Annotated in this window: 16 protein-coding genes and 1 riboswitch; of the genes, 6 read left to right on the plus strand and 10 right to left on the minus strand. The window is 72.5% G+C overall.

Annotation, left to right across the window (positions count from 1 at the left end; translation table 11 throughout):
* The first annotated feature begins 9 nt into the window (after positions 1–9).
* From ACZ4FH_RS05100 to ACZ4FH_RS05110, 3 genes are all read left to right on the plus strand, one after another.
* Entirely contained in the window at positions 10–522 is a 513-nt protein-coding gene (locus ACZ4FH_RS05100) for a GNAT family N-acetyltransferase (RefSeq protein ID WP_467302319.1), read from the plus strand.
* Positions 523–576: 54 nt separating this feature from the next.
* A riboswitch (cobalamin riboswitch) is annotated at positions 577–699 on the plus strand.
* Between the two features lie 140 nt (positions 700–839).
* Positions 840–3,218 (plus strand): ribonucleoside-diphosphate reductase subunit alpha, encoded by a 2,379-nt coding sequence (locus ACZ4FH_RS05105; protein WP_467302321.1) that lies wholly within the window; start codon positions 840–842, stop codon positions 3,216–3,218.
* Positions 3,219–3,274: 56 nt separating this feature from the next.
* Positions 3,275–4,231, plus strand: a complete 957-nt coding sequence (locus tag ACZ4FH_RS05110; RefSeq protein WP_467302448.1) for a ribonucleotide-diphosphate reductase subunit beta — start codon at positions 3,275–3,277, stop codon at positions 4,229–4,231.
* A gap of 5 nt (positions 4,232–4,236) precedes the next feature.
* Here ACZ4FH_RS05110 and ACZ4FH_RS05115 read toward each other — a convergent pair whose 3' ends face one another.
* Positions 4,237–4,449, minus strand: coding sequence for a hypothetical protein (locus ACZ4FH_RS05115; protein ID WP_467302322.1), 213 nt, complete (start codon positions 4,447–4,449; stop codon positions 4,237–4,239).
* A gap of 81 nt (positions 4,450–4,530) precedes the next feature.
* Between ACZ4FH_RS05115 and ACZ4FH_RS05120 the strand changes: the two genes are divergently transcribed.
* On the plus strand, positions 4,531–5,505 hold the full coding sequence (locus ACZ4FH_RS05120; protein ID WP_467302324.1) for a GlxA family transcriptional regulator: 975 nt from the start codon (positions 4,531–4,533) through the stop codon (positions 5,503–5,505).
* Between the two features lie 53 nt (positions 5,506–5,558).
* Here the strand turns inward: ACZ4FH_RS05120 and ACZ4FH_RS05125 are convergent, their stop codons facing one another.
* The 9 genes from ACZ4FH_RS05125 to ACZ4FH_RS05165 all read right to left on the minus strand — a co-directional run bounded on the left by ACZ4FH_RS05125 (position 5,559) and on the right by ACZ4FH_RS05165 (position 13,783).
* Positions 5,559–6,290, minus strand: coding sequence for a D-Ala-D-Ala carboxypeptidase family metallohydrolase (locus tag ACZ4FH_RS05125; protein WP_467302326.1), 732 nt, complete (start codon positions 6,288–6,290; stop codon positions 5,559–5,561).
* 206 nt (positions 6,291–6,496) lie between these two features.
* Positions 6,497–7,138 (minus strand): peptide deformylase, encoded by a 642-nt coding sequence (def, locus tag ACZ4FH_RS05130; protein ID WP_383635426.1) that lies wholly within the window; start codon positions 7,136–7,138, stop codon positions 6,497–6,499.
* A gap of 70 nt (positions 7,139–7,208) precedes the next feature.
* Positions 7,209–8,201: a tetratricopeptide repeat protein gene (locus ACZ4FH_RS05135; RefSeq protein WP_383634813.1), complete on the minus strand. Its 993-nt coding sequence runs from the start codon at positions 8,199–8,201 to the stop codon at positions 7,209–7,211.
* Positions 8,202–8,291: 90 nt separating this feature from the next.
* Positions 8,292–9,560 carry an HD-GYP domain-containing protein gene (locus ACZ4FH_RS05140; protein ID WP_467302328.1) on the minus strand — a complete coding sequence of 423 codons (1,269 nt, stop codon included), beginning with the start codon at positions 9,558–9,560 and terminating at the stop codon, positions 8,292–8,294.
* Positions 9,557–10,918: an HD-GYP domain-containing protein gene (locus ACZ4FH_RS05145; RefSeq protein ID WP_467302330.1), complete on the minus strand. Its 1,362-nt coding sequence runs from the start codon at positions 10,916–10,918 to the stop codon at positions 9,557–9,559. Before ACZ4FH_RS05145 ends, ACZ4FH_RS05140 begins: the two co-directional genes overlap by 4 nt.
* Before the next feature lie 102 nt (positions 10,919–11,020).
* The gene (gene rsrA, locus ACZ4FH_RS05150; RefSeq protein WP_383634807.1) at positions 11,021–11,341 is read right to left on the minus strand and encodes a mycothiol system anti-sigma-R factor; all 321 of its coding nucleotides are present in this window, start codon (positions 11,339–11,341) and stop codon (positions 11,021–11,023) included.
* Positions 11,338–11,994, minus strand: a complete 657-nt coding sequence (locus ACZ4FH_RS05155; protein ID WP_383635423.1) for a sigma-70 family RNA polymerase sigma factor — start codon at positions 11,992–11,994, stop codon at positions 11,338–11,340. The genes rsrA and ACZ4FH_RS05155 overlap by 4 nt, the downstream gene beginning before the upstream one ends.
* Positions 11,995–12,266: 272 nt before the next feature.
* On the minus strand, positions 12,267–12,917 hold the full coding sequence (locus tag ACZ4FH_RS05160) for an alpha/beta hydrolase family protein (protein WP_467302333.1): 651 nt from the start codon (positions 12,915–12,917) through the stop codon (positions 12,267–12,269).
* Positions 12,918–12,967: 50 nt separating this feature from the next.
* Entirely contained in the window at positions 12,968–13,783 is an 816-nt protein-coding gene (locus tag ACZ4FH_RS05165; RefSeq protein WP_467302335.1) for an SOS response-associated peptidase, read from the minus strand.
* Positions 13,784–13,848: 65 nt separating this feature from the next.
* Between ACZ4FH_RS05165 and ACZ4FH_RS05170 the strand changes: the two genes are divergently transcribed.
* Positions 13,849–14,562, plus strand: coding sequence for a M50 family metallopeptidase (locus ACZ4FH_RS05170; RefSeq protein WP_383634801.1), 714 nt, complete (start codon positions 13,849–13,851; stop codon positions 14,560–14,562).
* Positions 14,563–14,672: 110 nt separating this feature from the next.
* Positions 14,673–16,001, plus strand: coding sequence for a 3-phosphoshikimate 1-carboxyvinyltransferase (gene aroA, locus ACZ4FH_RS05175; RefSeq protein ID WP_467302337.1), 1,329 nt, complete (start codon positions 14,673–14,675; stop codon positions 15,999–16,001).

Below are 16,001 nucleotides of genomic sequence, written 5' to 3' on the forward strand. Positions count from 1 at the left end.
ACTCCGCCCATGGACATGACGATCCGGCCGGTCGAGCCCTCGGAGCACGCCCTTCTCGGCGAGATCACCGCCGAGGCCTATCTCGGTGACGATCTGCTGGACTTCGGCACCGGCGATCCGTATCTGCTGAAGCTGCGCGACGTGGCCCGGCGGGCCGCCGAGGCCGAGGTGCTGGTGGCCGCGGACGCCGCTGGGCGGGTGCTGGGCGGGGTCACCTACGCGCCGCCCGGCAATCCCTGGGCGGACATCGCGCGGCCGGACGAGGCGGAGTTCCGGATGCTGGCGGTCGCCCGGGAGGCTCGCGGGGCCGGTGCGGGCGAGGCGCTCGTACGGGCCTGCATCGCCCGCGCACGGGCCACCGAAGGCGTCACGGGCCTGGTCCTGTCGACCCAGCCGACCATGTACGGGGCGCACCGGATCTACGAGCGCCTCGGCTTCGTGCGGACCCCCGAGCGGGACTGGGATCCGATCGACGACCTGAAGCTGCTGACCTACCGGCTGGAGCTGCGCTCCTCCGTCTGAGTTCGCGTACGACACAACATGTGGGGGCTGCCTCATCCGGCGGCCCCCACATGTATGCTCGTGCTCGCTGTCGCCGCAGGGGAATCCGGTGCGAATCCGGAACTGTCCCGCAACGGTGTGTTCGGTGCGCTTTCGCGCACCTCCAGTCCGAGGACCTGCCGACAGCGCACCCGGCTCGACCGAACCGGGTGCCCAGACGTCCGGGCCTCGTGGATGGGCCGGTGGACGCCGCACGGAGTGCCGCCCTGTCCGGGTGCCGCTCCGCCCGGCTGCCCCGCGCTCCCGACGGCCCCGAGCCGAGCGAGGGAGAGCACCAGGTGACCATCGCGCCAGCCGATCCGGTCTCAGCGGCCGAGTCAACGGGAACCACGGACGACGGACCGGGGGCCGCGCTGCTGCGGACCCTGACCGCGCTCACCGCGGATCTGCCCGACACCGACCCCGGACGGGTCGCCGCCGCCGCGCTGCGCGGCCGCAGCGCCCGCGCGGACGAGGCCGAACTGCGGTCGCTGGCCACCGAGGCCGCCGCGGGGCTCATCTCCGAGGACCCCGCCTACTCCCGGCTCGCCGCCCGTCTGCTGACCCTGGCCATCGCCCAGGAGGCGGCCGGGCAGGGCGCCACCTCGTTCTCCGCCTCGGTCGCCGTGGGTCACCGCGAGGGACTGATCGCGGACCGCACCGCGGCGTTCACGGCGCGGCACGCGGGTGCGCTGGACGCGCTGGTGGAGAAGGCGCTCGCCGAGGGGGCCGACGACCGCTTCGGCTACTTCGGGCTGCGCACCCTGCACAGCCGCTATCTGCTGCGCCACCCGCACACCCGCCAGGTCGTCGAGACGCCCCAGCACTTCATGCTGCGGGTCGCCGCGGGACTGGCCGAGGACGAGTCGGCGCGCGCCCTGGACGAGGTCGCCGCGCTGTACGGGCTGATGAGCCGGCTGGACTATCTGCCCTCCTCCCCCACGCTCTTCAACTCCGGCACCCGCCACCCGCAGATGTCCTCCTGCTATCTGCTGGACTCGCCGCTCGACGAGCTGGACTCGATCTACGACCGCTACCACCAGGTGGCGCGGCTCTCCAAGCACGCGGGCGGCATCGGTCTGCCGTACTCCCGCATCCGCGCCCGGGGTTCGCTGATCCGGGGCACCAACGGGCACTCCAACGGCATCGTGCCGTTCCTGAAGACGCTCGACGCCTCGGTGGCGGCGGTGAACCAGGGCGGCCGGCGCAAGGGCGCGGCCGCGGTCTACCTGGAGACCTGGCACGCGGACATCGAGGAGTTCCTGGAACTGCGCGACAACACCGGCGAGGACCAGCGGCGCACGCACAACCTCAATCTGGCGCACTGGATCCCGGACGAGTTCATGCGCCGGGTGGAGGCGGACGGCGCCTGGTCGCTGTTCTCGCCGTCGGACGTGCCGGAGCTGGTGGACCTGTGGGGCGAGGAGTTCGACGCGGCGTACCGGGACGCCGAGGCCCGGGGCCTGGCGCGCAGGACCCTGCCGGCCCGTGAGCTGTACGGCAGGATGATGCGGACGCTGGCCCAGACCGGGCAGGGCTGGATGACGTTCAAGGACGCCTCCAACCGGACCGCGAACCAGACGGCCGAGCCGGGCCGCGTGGTGCACTCCTCGAACCTGTGCACCGAGATCCTGGAGGTCACCGACGACGGCGAGACGGCCGTCTGCAACCTGGGCTCCGTCAACCTCGGCGCGTTCGTCGAGGGCGGCACGATCGACTGGGAGCGGCTGGACGCCACCGTCCGCACGGCCGTGACCTTCCTGGACCGGGTCGTCGACATCAACTTCTACCCGACCGAGCAGGCCGCCCGGTCCAACGCCCGCTGGCGCCCGGTGGGGCTGGGCGCGATGGGGCTCCAGGACGTCTTCTTCAAGCTGCGGCTGCCCTTCGACTCCGCGGAGGCCCGTGCGCTGTCCACGCGGATCTCGGAGCGGATCATGCTCGCCGCGTACGAGGCGTCGTGCGATCTCGCGGAGCGCTCCGGCCCCCTCCCCGCCTGGTCCGAGACGCGTGCCGCCCGCGGTGTGCTGCACCCGGACCACTACGCCACGGAGCCGGCCTGGCCGGAGCGCTGGGAGGCGCTGCGCGCCCGGGTGGCGCGGACCGGGATGCGCAACGCGCTGCTGCTGGCCGTCGCGCCGACCGCGACGATCGCCTCGATCGCCGGGGTGTACGAGTGCATCGAGCCGCAGGTGTCCAACCTGTTCAAGCGCGAGACGCTCAGCGGTGAGTTCCTCCAGGTCAACGGCTATCTGGTGGAGGAGCTGAAGGCGCTCGGCGTCTGGGACGCGCGGACCCGTGAGGCGCTGCGCGAGGCGAGCGGCTCGGTGCAGGGTTTCGCCTGGATCCCCGAGGAGGTGCGGGCGCTGTACCGCACGGCGTGGGAGATCCCGCAGCGCGGCCTGATCGACATGGCGGCCGCCCGTACGCCGTACCTCGACCAGAGCCAGTCGCTCAACCTGTTCCTGGAGACGCCGACGATCGGCAAGCTCTCCTCGATGTACGCGTACGCCTGGAAGCAGGGGCTGAAGACGACGTACTACCTGCGGTCCCGTCCGGCGACCCGGATCGCGCGTGCGGCCTCCGGCGCCGCCGTCCCCGCGCAGGCGCCGGCGCCGGACGCGGACGCGATCGCCTGCTCCCTCGAAAATCCCGAATCCTGCGAGGCCTGCCAGTGAGCACCGACGACCGCAAGAACCTGCTGGACCCGGGCTTCGAGCTGACGCTGCGGCCGATGCGCTACCCGGACTTCTACGAGCGCTACCGGGACGCGATCAAGAACACCTGGACGGTCGAGGAGGTCGACCTCCACTCGGACGTGGCCGATCTGGCCCGGCTCTCACCGGGTGAGCAGCACATGATCGGCCGGCTGGTCGCGTTCTTCGCGACGGGGGACTCGATCGTCTCCAACAATCTGGTGCTGACGCTGTACAAGCACATCAACTCCCCCGAGGCGCGGCTGTACCTGTCGCGGCAGCTCTTCGAGGAGGCCGTGCACGTCCAGTTCTATCTGACGCTGCTCGACACCTATCTGCCCGATCCGGAGGACCGGGCCGCGGCGTTCGCGGCGGTGGAGAACATTCCGTCGATCCGGGAGAAGGCGCAGTTCTGCTTCCGGTGGATGGATTCGGTCGAGAAGATCGACCGGCTGGAGACGAAGGCCGACCGCCGCCGCTTCCTGCTGAACCTGATCTGCTTCGCGGCGTGCATCGAGGGACTGTTCTTCTACGGTGCGTTCGCCTACGTGTACTGGTTCCGTTCGCGCGGGCTGCTGCACGGTCTCGCCACGGGCACCAACTGGGTGTTCCGCGACGAGACCATGCACATGAACTTCGCCTTCGAGGTGGTGGACACGGTCCGCAAGGAGGAGCCCGAGCTCTTCGACGAGGAGCTGGAGCGGCAGGTCACCGCCATGCTGCGGGAGGCCGTCGAGGCGGAGCTGCAGTTCGGCCGCGATCTGTGCGGGGACGGGCTGCCGGGGATGAACACCGATTCGATGCGCCAGTACCTGGAGTGCGTCGCCGACCAGCGGCTGACCAGGCTGGGCTTCCCGGCGGTGTACGGCTCGGAGAACCCGTTCTCCTTCATGGAGCTCCAGGGGGTCCAGGAGCTGACCAACTTCTTCGAGCGCCGCCCCTCGGCGTACCAGGTGGCGGTGGAGGGCACGGTCGGGTTCGACGACGACTTCTAGAGCCTTCAGACGCGCGCCCAGCTTCTGACGTACGGACGCCGTGCGGCCGCCACCGGCCGTGCGGCGTCCGCCGTTCCGGGGGGTTCGGTGGCGCGGCTGCGTTCCGCCTCGCGCAGGGCGTGGTCGATGCGCCGCTCGCGGGCGATGCCGAGGAGGGCGGGGGTCAGGACGAGGACGATGACGGCCGATATGCCCAGGATGTTCACGATTGCGTTCATGTCTCTACTGTCGTCGCTCGCACGCCGGAGCGTCAGTGGCAGGACTGTCATGGAGCATCGAATTACTGCCACACTGGGGTCATGCTGAAGAATGTCGCCGCCCTGATGCTCGACGACGTCCACCCCTTCGAACTCGGCGTGCTGTGCGAGGTCTTCGGACTCGACCGCAGCGACGACGGACTGCCGGTGCACGATTTCGCGGTGGTCTCCGCCGAGGGCCCCGAACTGCGCACCCACGCGGGGTTCACCATCCACACCCCGTACGGCCTCGACCGGCTGGAGGAGGCCGATCTGATCGCGGTCCCGGCCGGCAGCCGCTTCGGCGACCGGGAGTTCCCCGAGGAGGTCCTGGACGCGCTGCGGCGGGCCGTGGACCGGGGCGCGCGGGTGCTCAGCGTCTGCTCGGGGGCGTTCCTGCTGGGCGCGGCCGGGCTGCTCGACGGCCGGCGCTGCACCACGCACTGGAGGCACGCGGACGTCCTGGCCCAGCGCTTCCCGCGCGCCCGGGTGGAGCCGGACGTGCTGTACGTGGACGACGGGCCGGTCATCACCTCGGCGGGCACGGCCGCCGGCATCGACGCCTGTCTGCATCTGGTCCGGCAGGCGTACGGTCCGGCCGCGGCCAACGGGATCGCGCGCCGCATGGTGGTGCCGCCGCACCGCGACGGCGGCCAGGCGCAGTACATCCAGCGCCCGCTGCCCCGCGACCGCTGCGACACGGTCGGCGAGACGCTGGCGTGGATGGAGCGCCATCTCGAACAGGAGATGACCGTGGAGCAGCTGGCCGCCCAGACCCATATGTCGCCGCGCACCTTCGCCCGGCGCTTCCAGCAGGAGACCGGCACCACGCCCTACCGCTGGCTGCTGCGCCAGCGGGTCCTGCTGGCCCAGCATCTGCTGGAGACCTCCGACGAGACGATGGACACGATCGCCGGGCGGACGGGCTTCGGGAACGCGGCGGCCCTGCGCCACCAGTTCGTCCGCGCGCTCGGGACCACCCCGCAGGCGTACCGCAGGACCTTCCGCGGGCCGGACGCGCTCACCGAGGCGGCCTGAGGCCGGACGCACGGGAGGGGGCCGCCGGACGTCCGACGGCCCCCTCCGCGGTGTCAGATGCCGCAGTTGGGCGCCGACCAGAAGTGCGTCGGGCCCTGGTTCACGTGGACGTGGTCGTTGTGGTCGGGGTAGCCGGGGCCGAGGATGCCCCGGAAGCCGTGGTAGCGGGCCTGCTTGGCGAGGGTGCAGAACGCGATTCCGCCGAGGTCGGCCGCGTCACCGTACAGATGGCGACTGCCGGAGGCACCGCCGACGGCACTGTTGCAGGAGTACGAGCGGAATCCGCTGTTGATGTTGATGGGGCGGTCGCCGAGGGCGTGGCGCAGCGCCTCCAGCTTCCACATGGTGCTGAGCGCGTTGGCCTTGGCCGTTCCGGCCGCGACGGCCCCGCCCGACCAGGTGCTGTTGCACCGGTTCAGCTCGGCGTACGTGAAGTGGGCGGGGGTGCAGTCGTTGTCCTGGAGGGCGTAGATCTTCGACTGCGTGGCGGGGCCGGCGATGCCGTCGGCGGCCAGTCCGTAGGCGGCCTGGAAGCGCTTGACGGCGGCCGTGGTGGCGGGCCCGTAGGAGCCGTCGATGGCGAGCACGGAGTTGTACCCGGGGTATCCGGCCACCCGGATCTGGAGCTGGACGACATCGTTGCCGGTGGCCCCCGGGGAGAGGGTCCGGGTCCAGGTGTAGCAGCCGTCGGCCTGGGCCGAGGAGGCGGTGAGCACCACCCCGCCCAAGGCCGATGCCATGATCATGACAAGGCCGAGCAGGAGGCGTGCGGAACGTCTGAGCATGGGGGGCTCCCTCTGACGGAGACTCTGTGGGGGGAAAGCCTGTCGGAGGAGTCAACGCGCGTCAACTACGCGCGTAGGAACGGAAGTTGACCGTCGAGTGAGAGGCCGCAGGCCCCGTCCCGGGGTTCCGGGACGGGGCCTGCGGTCGCGATCGGCCGTTCACCGTGGTCACGGACGTTCACCACGGTCCCAGCCGTCACACGGTCTCAGTCGTTCGGGACGGTCTCGTAGCGCGGGGTGTTCTCCGCCATCTGCCGCAGCGCGTCCTTGCGGTCGCGCTTGGAGAGCCGGTCGATGTACAGGTACCCGTACAGGTGGTCCGTCTCGTGCTGGAGGCAGCGGGCGAAGTAGCCGTTGCCCCGCACCCGCACCGGCCTGCCCTCGGCGTCCTGCCCGCGCACCACGGCGTAGTCCGGGCGCGCCAGCGAGGCGTACGCGGTCGGGACCGAGAGGCAGCCCTCGTTGGAGTCGTCCAGCACGCGCTGCTCGGGCGCCAGCTCCTCCAGCACCGGATTGCAGATGGCCCCCGTGTGCCGGACGCCGTCGTCGTCGGGGCAGTCGTAGACGAAGACCTTCAGGTCGACGCCGATCTGGTTGGCGGCCAGGCCCACGCCCTCCGCCGTCCGCTGGCTCGCGAACATGTCGTCGATGAGCCGGGCCAGCTCCTCGTCGAACACGGTCACGTCCTTGCACTCCTTGTGCAGGACCGGATTGCCCACCACCGTGATCGGGCGGGACGTACCGCGCTCGCGGTGGGCCGTCTCCCGCGCCTCGCAGTCCTCGGTGTCGATGAGGAAGCCCTCCTCGTCGACACCGGTGGTCCGCTCGTCCGTCTCCTGCTGCGCCATCTCCGCCATACGCCTTTCTCACCCGGCACCGGCACCGGAACCCGGTGCCCGTACAGCCTACGGGCACCCGTCAGCAGACTTCTTCGAGATCCCGCCACTCACGGCTGTCCGGGCTGTCGGCCACCCAGCCGTCCAGCAGCCCGCGCACCAGCCCGGCCGGGGCGGCCAGACCGCATTCGCGCTCCGGCACCCACAGCTCGCCGGAGGTGCGGTGGCCGAGCGGGCCGGGGTGGCCCGGCTCGCTGTGGTCGTGCGGGTCCAGGTGCTCGCCGTCGCCCTCGTCGCTCTCCATCCGGCTCTCCGAGCAGGCCCGGCAGAGCAGCCGGACGGAGGAGGACCAGTCCTCGGCGGCGAATCCGGCGTCGGAGGCCAGCTGCTCCAGCGCGTCCCGGTCCGCCTCGGTCGCCGCCTCCAGCAGCACCACCCAGGTCGGCACGGGCGAGGGGGCCCACAGCTCGATCTCGTCGAAGACCGGGTACGAGGGCCCGGCCGCGGTGATCCGCTCGCCGTGCGGCACCCCGTCGTGCAGGACGACCTCGCCCCAGCGGCGCCCGGAGGACGGCAGCGGGATCGACAGCACCTCGATCCGGGCCGGGTCCAGCCGGCGGCCCCAGACCACCTCGGCCTCGCCCTCCGGCGACAGCCGCACGGCGGCGCTGCCCAGCTCCATCCCGACCGGCTCGTTCGCCGCGGCGGGCGACTGCTGCCCGCCGCCGGGCACCCGCAGCCCGTACGCCTGCCAGGCGCGACGGGCCAGCGGCCAGTCCTGGAGCGCGGTGGCGGCGATGCCCACGTTCCACCAGTCCGGGGCCCCGGACTCCTTGTCGAGCAGCGCGACGGCCCGCAGACCCGCGGCACGGGCCTGCTCCCAGTCGTGCCGGAACTTGTGCAGCAGCGCCAGGTTGAACCACGACTCGGAGAGCCAGGGCTCCAGGTCCGCCGCGCGTGTCAGCAGCGCGCCCGCGTCCTCGTACCGGCCGTCGCCGATCAGCGTGAACGCGCGGTCCGTGGCCTGCCGCCAAGAGGCGGAGGGCCGATGCCGTACCTTCCCGAAGATCCTCACGATTCCCGCCTGTCCCGACTGGACACCCTCGTTTTCCGCTCTCTTCGCATCCAACCATGCCCGGCAGGGCACCCGCTCATTACCCATGGGTTACCCAGGTGGGACAGGGGTCAGACCGCCCCTGGCGAGAACCCGGGCGAGCGATTCCACGACCTGCGGCTGGTAGTCCCGGCCCGTCCCGAGCCTGAGCTGCTCCAGCGCTCCGAGCGGCCCGCTGGGACCTTCCCCGCACAGGTCGTCGTATGCGTTCACCGCCCGGACGATCCTGGCGGACAGCGGCTGCTCGCGGTAGGGGTCGGCCTGCGACTCCACGACGACGGCCACCCGAGGGTCCACCCCGGTCTGCCGCACCACCGCCCCGCCGAGCAGGGCGATCCGGCGCTGCTCGGCGGCGGGCAGCGGCGCGGTCGCCCCGTCCGGCACCGGGTCGACGAGCGAGAGCTGGCCGATGTCGTGCATCAGGGCCGCGTACTCCAGGACGGTCAGCTCGCTGCCGGAGAGACCCATCTCACGCCCCACGGCCGTGCAGAGCCCGGCCACCCGGCGGGCATGGCCGGGCGGGGTGTATCCGGCGATCTCGGTGGCGCGGGCCAGCGAGGCGATCGTCTGCCGGTAGGTGGTGCGCACCGCCGTGAAGCGCCGGAACGACACCTGGGTGAGCAGCAGGGGGACGCACAGCACGGGCAGCGCCCACAGTCCGGCCGCGGCCACCCCGAGCGCCATCACCGCGCCCGTGGCGCAGACCGCCGAGCCGATGCCGAGCAGCCCGCGCAGCTCGTCGCGGAGCAGCGGACCGTACGGTGCGGGGGTGGCGCCCGCGGCGCGCAGTCCGCGCGGCACCGCGCGGGAGCGCGCCAGCAGGGCGCCGAGCACCGCGTCGCACAGGGCGGTGAGCCCGAGCAGCACGAGCAGGAAGGCCGCGTAGTACGGTCCGTCGCCGAACCAGGACGCGGAGCGGCCGGAGTTGTACAGCGGCTGGAAGCAGACGGCGGCGAAGGCGACGGTGAGGACCCGGCGGGCCGGCCGGTCGGGGCCCGGCCCGCTGCCGCGCGCGATGTGGGGCACCGAGGCGACGAGCTGGGCGGCGACGAGCACGGCGATCACCTGGAGCACGCCGTGGCCGGTGGGCTCCCCGCCGCTGCGGCCGAGCAGCGCGTACGCGAGGGCCCCGGCGGCCCCGAGCGGCGCGGGCTCCCGCTCCTGCGGCAGGGCGCCCCGGCGGGCCAGCTCGCCGACGGTGATGAGCAGTCCGAAGGCGAGGGCGTGGCCGGGCTGGTGGATGCCGTGCCAGAGGGTGTGCGCGAGCGCGGTGACGCAGAGCGCCAGGGCCGCGCCCCGGACGCACAGGGCGGCGCTCACCGCTCGGCCGGCCGGGACGGGGCGGGGCGGCCGTGCCGCGGGGGCCGGTCCGCCGGAGGGTCCGGGCGGGCCGCGTGCCGGGGGCCGGGGAGTTCGTCGCCGGTGACCGCGTTCGGGGCCCAGCCGTGCCGTTCCAGGCCGCGCGCGAGCGCTCGGACCATGCGCGGGTCGAACTGGGTGCCGGCGCACCGTTTGAGTTCGTCGAGGGCGGCCGGGACCGGGCGGCCCGGCCGGTAGGACCGGGTCGAGGTCATGGCGTCGAAGGCGTCGGCGACGGCGACGACGCGGGCGAACTCGGGGATCCGGCGGCCGGACAGTCCGTAGGGGTAGCCGCTGCCGTCGAGCCGCTCGTGGTGGTGGAGGATCGCGGCCCGCGCCTCGCCGAGGAAGCCGATGCCCCGGACGATCTCGTGGCCGTACTCCGGGTGCAGCTCGATCACCCGGCGCTCCTGGGGGGTGAGCGGGCCGTCCTTGCGCAGGACCCGGGTGGGCACACCGAGCTTGCCGATGTCGTGGAGGATCCCGGCGAAGCGCAGCATCTCGACGCGTTCGCGGGCCATGCCCAGCTCCCGGGCGATCAGGACGGAGGCGCGGCCGACGCGTTCGCCGTGGCCCCGGGTGTAGGCGTCCTTGATGTCGACGGCCTGCGCCAGGGCGCGGATCGTGGCCCGGTGCGCGGCCTCCTCCCGGTGGTACTGGGCGAAGACCCAGCAGGAGAGGTACACGGGGAGCAGGACGAAGAGCGCGGCCAGCGGCCCGTACGAGCTGTTCCAGAGGATCGCCATCATCAGTCCGGCCAGTCCGTGGACCAGGTGCGGGCCCAGCGCGCGCGGCAGCAGCCCGCTCCAGGCGCGTGCCGGCGGCAGATGTTCGGCGACGACGAGGATCGAGCCGTCCAGGGCGGTCAGGACGAGGCTGAAGACGGCCGCCGCGGCGCAGGCGGGGAGCAGGGCACCGGGCAGGGTGCCGTCCCCGCCGAGCAGGGCGTGGACGGCGGAGGCCGCCCAGACGGAGACGGCGAGCCGCGCCGCCCGCCAGACACGGCGGGCGGCGGCCGGCGGCTTCTCGACCCGTCCGGCCAGGGAGCCGGGCACCGCGACGAGCGCGGCGGCGGCCGGCGGCAGCAGGAAGGCGGCGACGAGGAGCAGCGGGAAGACCGATCCGGCGGTGATCGGCACGGAGCCGCCGAGGAGGGGGCGGCGGCCGGGCAGCTCGCACAGGAGACAGAGCCCGGCGAGCAGTCCGACGGTGGTCCAGGCGGTGCCCGCGCCGGGAAGCAGCGCGGGCAGGACGCACCCGGTGGCGAGGAGCGCGACGGTCAGGACGTGCGCCCACACCGCGCGCCGTGTGGCTCTCACCCGATCCGCCCGCCCCCCAGGTCGCCAATGGAGGCGCCAGGCTAACGAGCGGGGCTCCGCGGCCGAGCGGAGTCGTCGGCGATTAGCACGTTCGGGTGATGCTCAGTCCTTGGTGGCGGTCGGCAGTTCGGTGTCGGCCACCGCGACGTCCTGGTCGGGTACCGCCTGCCCGGACCGGATCAGCTCGATCCGGCCCATCACCTTCGAGCGCAGATCGGCCGGGACGTCGTCCTGGCCGCAGCAGCGCTTGACGAGCTTCTTCACGGCCTGCTCCAGGCCGTACTTCTCCAGGCAGGGCGAACACTCGCCGAAGTGCACCTCGAACTTGGTGCAGTCACTGTCCGGCATCTCCCGGTCCAGGAACTCGTAGAGGTGGTCGAGGACCTCTGCGCACTCCGTCTCGTGCGGCTCTCCGCAGCTCATGAGCCCGAGCCTTTCCGATCGTCCGACTCACCGGCACCGGCGGGGACGAGCCCGCGGTCACGGGCGTAGTCCTCCAGCATGCCGCGCAGTTGACGGCGGCCCCGGTGCAGTCGGGACATCACCGTACCGATGGGGGTTCCCATGATGTCCGCGATCTCCTTGTAGGCAAAGCCCTCGACATCGGCGAGATAGACCGCGATGCGGAACTCCTCGGGGATCGCCTGCAGTGCGGCCTTCACGTCGGAGTCGGGAAGGTGGTCGAGCGCCTGGGACTCGGCGGAGCGCAGACCGGTCGACATGTGCGACTCGGCACGCGCCAGCTGCCAGTCCTCGATCTCCTCGGCGGCGCTGCGCTGGGGTTCGCGCTGCTTCTTGCGGTACGAGTTGATGAAGGTGTTGGTGAGGATGCGGTACATCCACGCCTTGAGGTTGGTGCCCTCACGGAACTGGTGGAAGGAACCGTAGGCCTTCGCGTACGTCTCCTGGACCAGGTCCTCGGCGTCCGCGGGGTTGCGCGTCATGCGCAGCGCGGCCGAGTACATCTGGTCGAGGAAGCCCAGCGCGTCGCGCTCGAAGCGCGCGTTTCGCTCGGCGGTCGTCTCCTGCGGGCGGCCGTCGTCGGTCCCTGTGTCGGTCCCTGTGACCGGACCCACCTCCTCCAACGCTGTGGCGGCCGCGAGACCGGGGCCGCTCGCATCGGAGAATAGTCGACCTTGGTCCGCGACGGCGGGTCGATTGGATCCGCCCCGGGCCCGCTCGGAAGTGGTCTTGGCCGCATGCAGCACCGTCCACTCCAGGTCAGCGGCGTTCGAGCGGCGCGGGCAGATGGTCGAACCCATGCGACGGACTCCCTCTCCACATACGACGTTGGTGTACCGACGTCCGGAACAACAGCGGTCGTCCACCCGGCATTCCCGGGCGTGGATCACTCGATTCCGGCCAGCCAGTCCGTCACCGCGGTGGTGAGCACGTCCATGGCCTGAGCCTCGGTCAGACCGGACTTCTTCGGTACGGCGAAGCCGTGGTCGCCGTGCGGGACCTCGGCCGTCCGGTAGTCGCCCGGAGGGAATTCGGCGGGGCGGCCGAACGGGTCGTTGCCGCCCTGGACGACGAGCGTCGGCAGACCGGTGCCGAGGAGTTCGTCGGCGCGGCTCCGCTCGGGGCGGCCCGGCGGGTGCAGCGGAAAGCTCAGGGCGAGGACCGCGCGGGCGCCGAGGGAGGCCGCGGTGCGGCAGGCGACCCGGGCGCCGGCGCTGCGGCCGCCCGCGACGACGGGGAGCCCGGGGGCGGTCAGCGCCGGCCAGAGCCCGCGCCAGGCGGTGTCCAGGGTCTTCGGGGCGGGCGCGAGCTTCTTCCCGGCGACCCGCCAGGGCTGCTCCACCAGGGCGACGCCCACCCCGTGCGCGGGGAGGGCGGCGGCCAGGGCCCGGAGGTCGCGGGCCTCGATGCCGCCCCCGGCGCCGTGGCCGAGCGCGAGCAGGAGGCGGGGGCGTTCGGCGGGCGCCCAGGTGATCCGGGCGGTGCCCGCCCCGGTGTCGACCGTCTCGGTGCGGGGCTGTGTCTCGGAGGCTGTCACGCGCCCATCCAACCAAGCCGGGGCAAGCGGGCCGGGGTCCGGCGCGTCGTTCAGAAGAGGGTGCCCACCTCCGGGGCGGCCAGCTCCTCCAGGAGTTCGGGGCCGTTGTTGCGGACGTTGCTGACGGCGGTGGCCACCGGGTAGGCGCGCATCAGGCCGCCGGGCGGGGGCGTGAGCAGTCCGCGCAGTTCGTCCACGTCGGTGCGGGCGGGGTCCAGCCAGGCGTCCCAGCGGTCGGGGGTGAGCATCAGCGGCATCCGGGGGTGGATGTCGGCGAGGGCGGACGGGCCGTCGGCGGGGGCGACGGCGAGCGGGGTGGTCTCGGCCTCGGTGGTGATGACGGAGCAGGTGACCCACCAGGCCCGGGGGTGGTCGTCCGGCAGGGTCCGGTCGCGCCAGAACTCGTAGATTCCGGCCATGGCGAAGACCGAACCGTCGGCCGGGGTCACGAAGTAGGGCTGCTTGCGGGGGCGCTTGCGGCGGCCCGTCTCCTCCAGCTGCCGCTCCTCGGCGCCGGTCACCCACTCGTAATAGCCGTCGGCGGGCAGGATGCAGCGCCGGGCGGAGAAGGGGCGGCGGAAGGACGGCTTCTCGTGGAGCGTCTCGGAGCGCGCGTTGATCATCCGGGCGGCGCCGTCCGGGTTCTTGGCCCAGGAGGGGACGAGTCCCCACTTCAGGGCGCGCAGCTGGCGAACCGGACGGCGGTCGTCGGCGTCTTTCACAGGACGCTCCAGTACGGCGTAGACCTCCTTGGTCGGCGCCACGTTGTAATCGGGTTCCAGTTCCTCGGCCGGTTCCCACTTCTCCACCTGGAAGAGTCCGGTCAGGTCCTCGGGCCGCCGACTCGCTGCATACCGTCCGCACATAAGTGCCAGACTGCCACGACCGCCGCCCCGCCCGGACGCCAACAGCGCAAGGAGCCGCCCGCACCATGGACAGCACCGACCTCGGCCACCTGTGGGACCGCGTCTTCGGCACCCAGCCCGCCCCGGAGCAGTGGCTGGTGGTGGTCACGGCCACGGCGGCGATGATCGCCGTCGTACCGAACCTCATATGGCGGCTCACGCGCAACGCGATCACCATCGCCCACGAGGGCGGCCACGGGCTGGTCGCGCTGCTCACCGGGCGGCAGCTGTCGGGCATCCGGCTGCACTCGGACACCAGCGGACTGACGGTGAGCCGGGGGAAGGCCACCGGCATCGGGATGGTGCTGACGGCCGCGGCGGGCTACACCGCGCCCTCGCTCCTCGGGCTGGGCGGGGCCTGGCTGCTGGTGAACGGGCGGATCACGCTGCTGCTCTGGCTGGCCACGGCGCTGCTCGCGGTGATGCTGGTGATGATCCGCAATGTGTACGGGGCGCTGACGGTGATCCTCACCGGCTCGCTGTTCCTGCTGATGTCGTGGCTGGCCTCGGCGGCCTGGCAGTCGCTGTTCGCGTACAGCGTGGTGTGGTTCCTGCTGATGGGCGGGGTGCGGCCGCCCTTCGAGCTCCAGTCCAAGCGGCGGCGCGGCGGGGCCCCGGACTCGGACGCGGACCAGCTCTCCCGGCTGACGGACGTCCCGGCGGCGCTGTGGCTGTTCCTGTTCCACGCGGTGTCGCTCTGCTCGCTGATCGGTGGCGGGCGCTGGCTGCTGGGGCTGTGACCGATGCCGGTCCGCACGGTGCGGGCACCCTCTACCACGTCAGGGTTACGCCCGGATTTCATCGCATTTGATCGAAATCGGGGTTCGTTGGGAACCACTAAAGTGAGGCCATGACCGAAAGTTCCGTGCACCCTGCCCTGTGGCCCGCCCCTCACGCGAGCGGCCCCGTCGACGCCACCGTCACCGTGCCCGGATCGAAGTCGGTCACCAACCGCGCGCTGGTCCTGGCCGCGCTCGCCGCCGAGCCGGGATGGCTGCGCCGCCCGCTGCGCTCGCGCGACACCCTGCTGATGGCCGACGCGCTGCGCGCGATGGGCGTGGGCATCGAGGAGACGGTGTCCTCCAGCTCCTCCGGCGGCGGTTCCGGCGAGGCCTGGCGGGTCATCCCGGCCGGTCTGCGCGGCGCGGTCACCGTCGACGTCGGCAACGCCGGCACGGTGATGCGCTTCCTGCCGCCGGTGGCGACGCTGGCGAACGGCCCGGTCCGCTTCGACGGCGACCCGCGCTCCTACGAGCGCCCGCTGACCGGGGTCATCGACGCCCTGCGGGTGCTCGGCGCCCGGATCGACGACGACGGCCGCGGCCGGCTGCCGATGACGGTGCACGGCGGCGGGGCGCTGGACGGCGGACCGGTGGCGATCGACGCCTCCTCGTCCTCCCAGTTCGTCTCGGCGCTGCTGCTGTCGGCGCCGCGCTTCAACCAGGGCGTGGAGGTCCGCCACACCGGCGAGCGGCTGCCCTCGATGCCGCACATCCGGATGACCGTCGACATGCTGCGGGCCGTCGGCGCCCAGGTCGACGAGCCGGAGACGGGCGGCGAGCCGAACGTCTGGCGGGTCTCCCCCTCGGCGCTGCTGGGCCGCGATCTGACCATCGAGCCGGACCTGTCCAACGCCCAGCCGTTCCTGGCCGCGGCGCTGGTCACCGGCGGCCGGGTCACCGTTCCCGACTGGCCGCTGCGCACCACGCAGCCCGGTGACGCGCTGCGCGAGATCTTCACCGCGATGGGCGGCTCCTGCGAGCTGACCGAGCACGGGCTGACCTTCACCGGATCGGGCCGGATCCACGGCATCGACGTCGACCTCGGCGAGGTCGGCGAGCTGACCCCGGGCATCGCCGCCGTCGCCGCCCTGGCCGACTCCCCCTCCACCCTGAGCGGCGTGGCCCATCTGCGGCTGCACGAGACGGACCGGCTGGCCGCCCTCACCAAGGAGATCAACGAGCTGGGCGGCGACGTCACCGAGACCGCGGACGGCCTCCGTATCCGGCCGCGACCGCTGCACGGCGGTACCTTCCATACGTACGACGACCACCGGATGGCCACCGCCGGGTCGGTCATCGGCCTTGCCGTCCCCGGAGTGGAGATCGAGAACGTGGCGACGACCGCGAAGACCCTGCCCGACTTCCCGCGGATGTGGACCGGAATGCTCGGGGCCTGA

This window comes from Streptomyces sp. NPDC024555 (assembly GCF_055559335.1).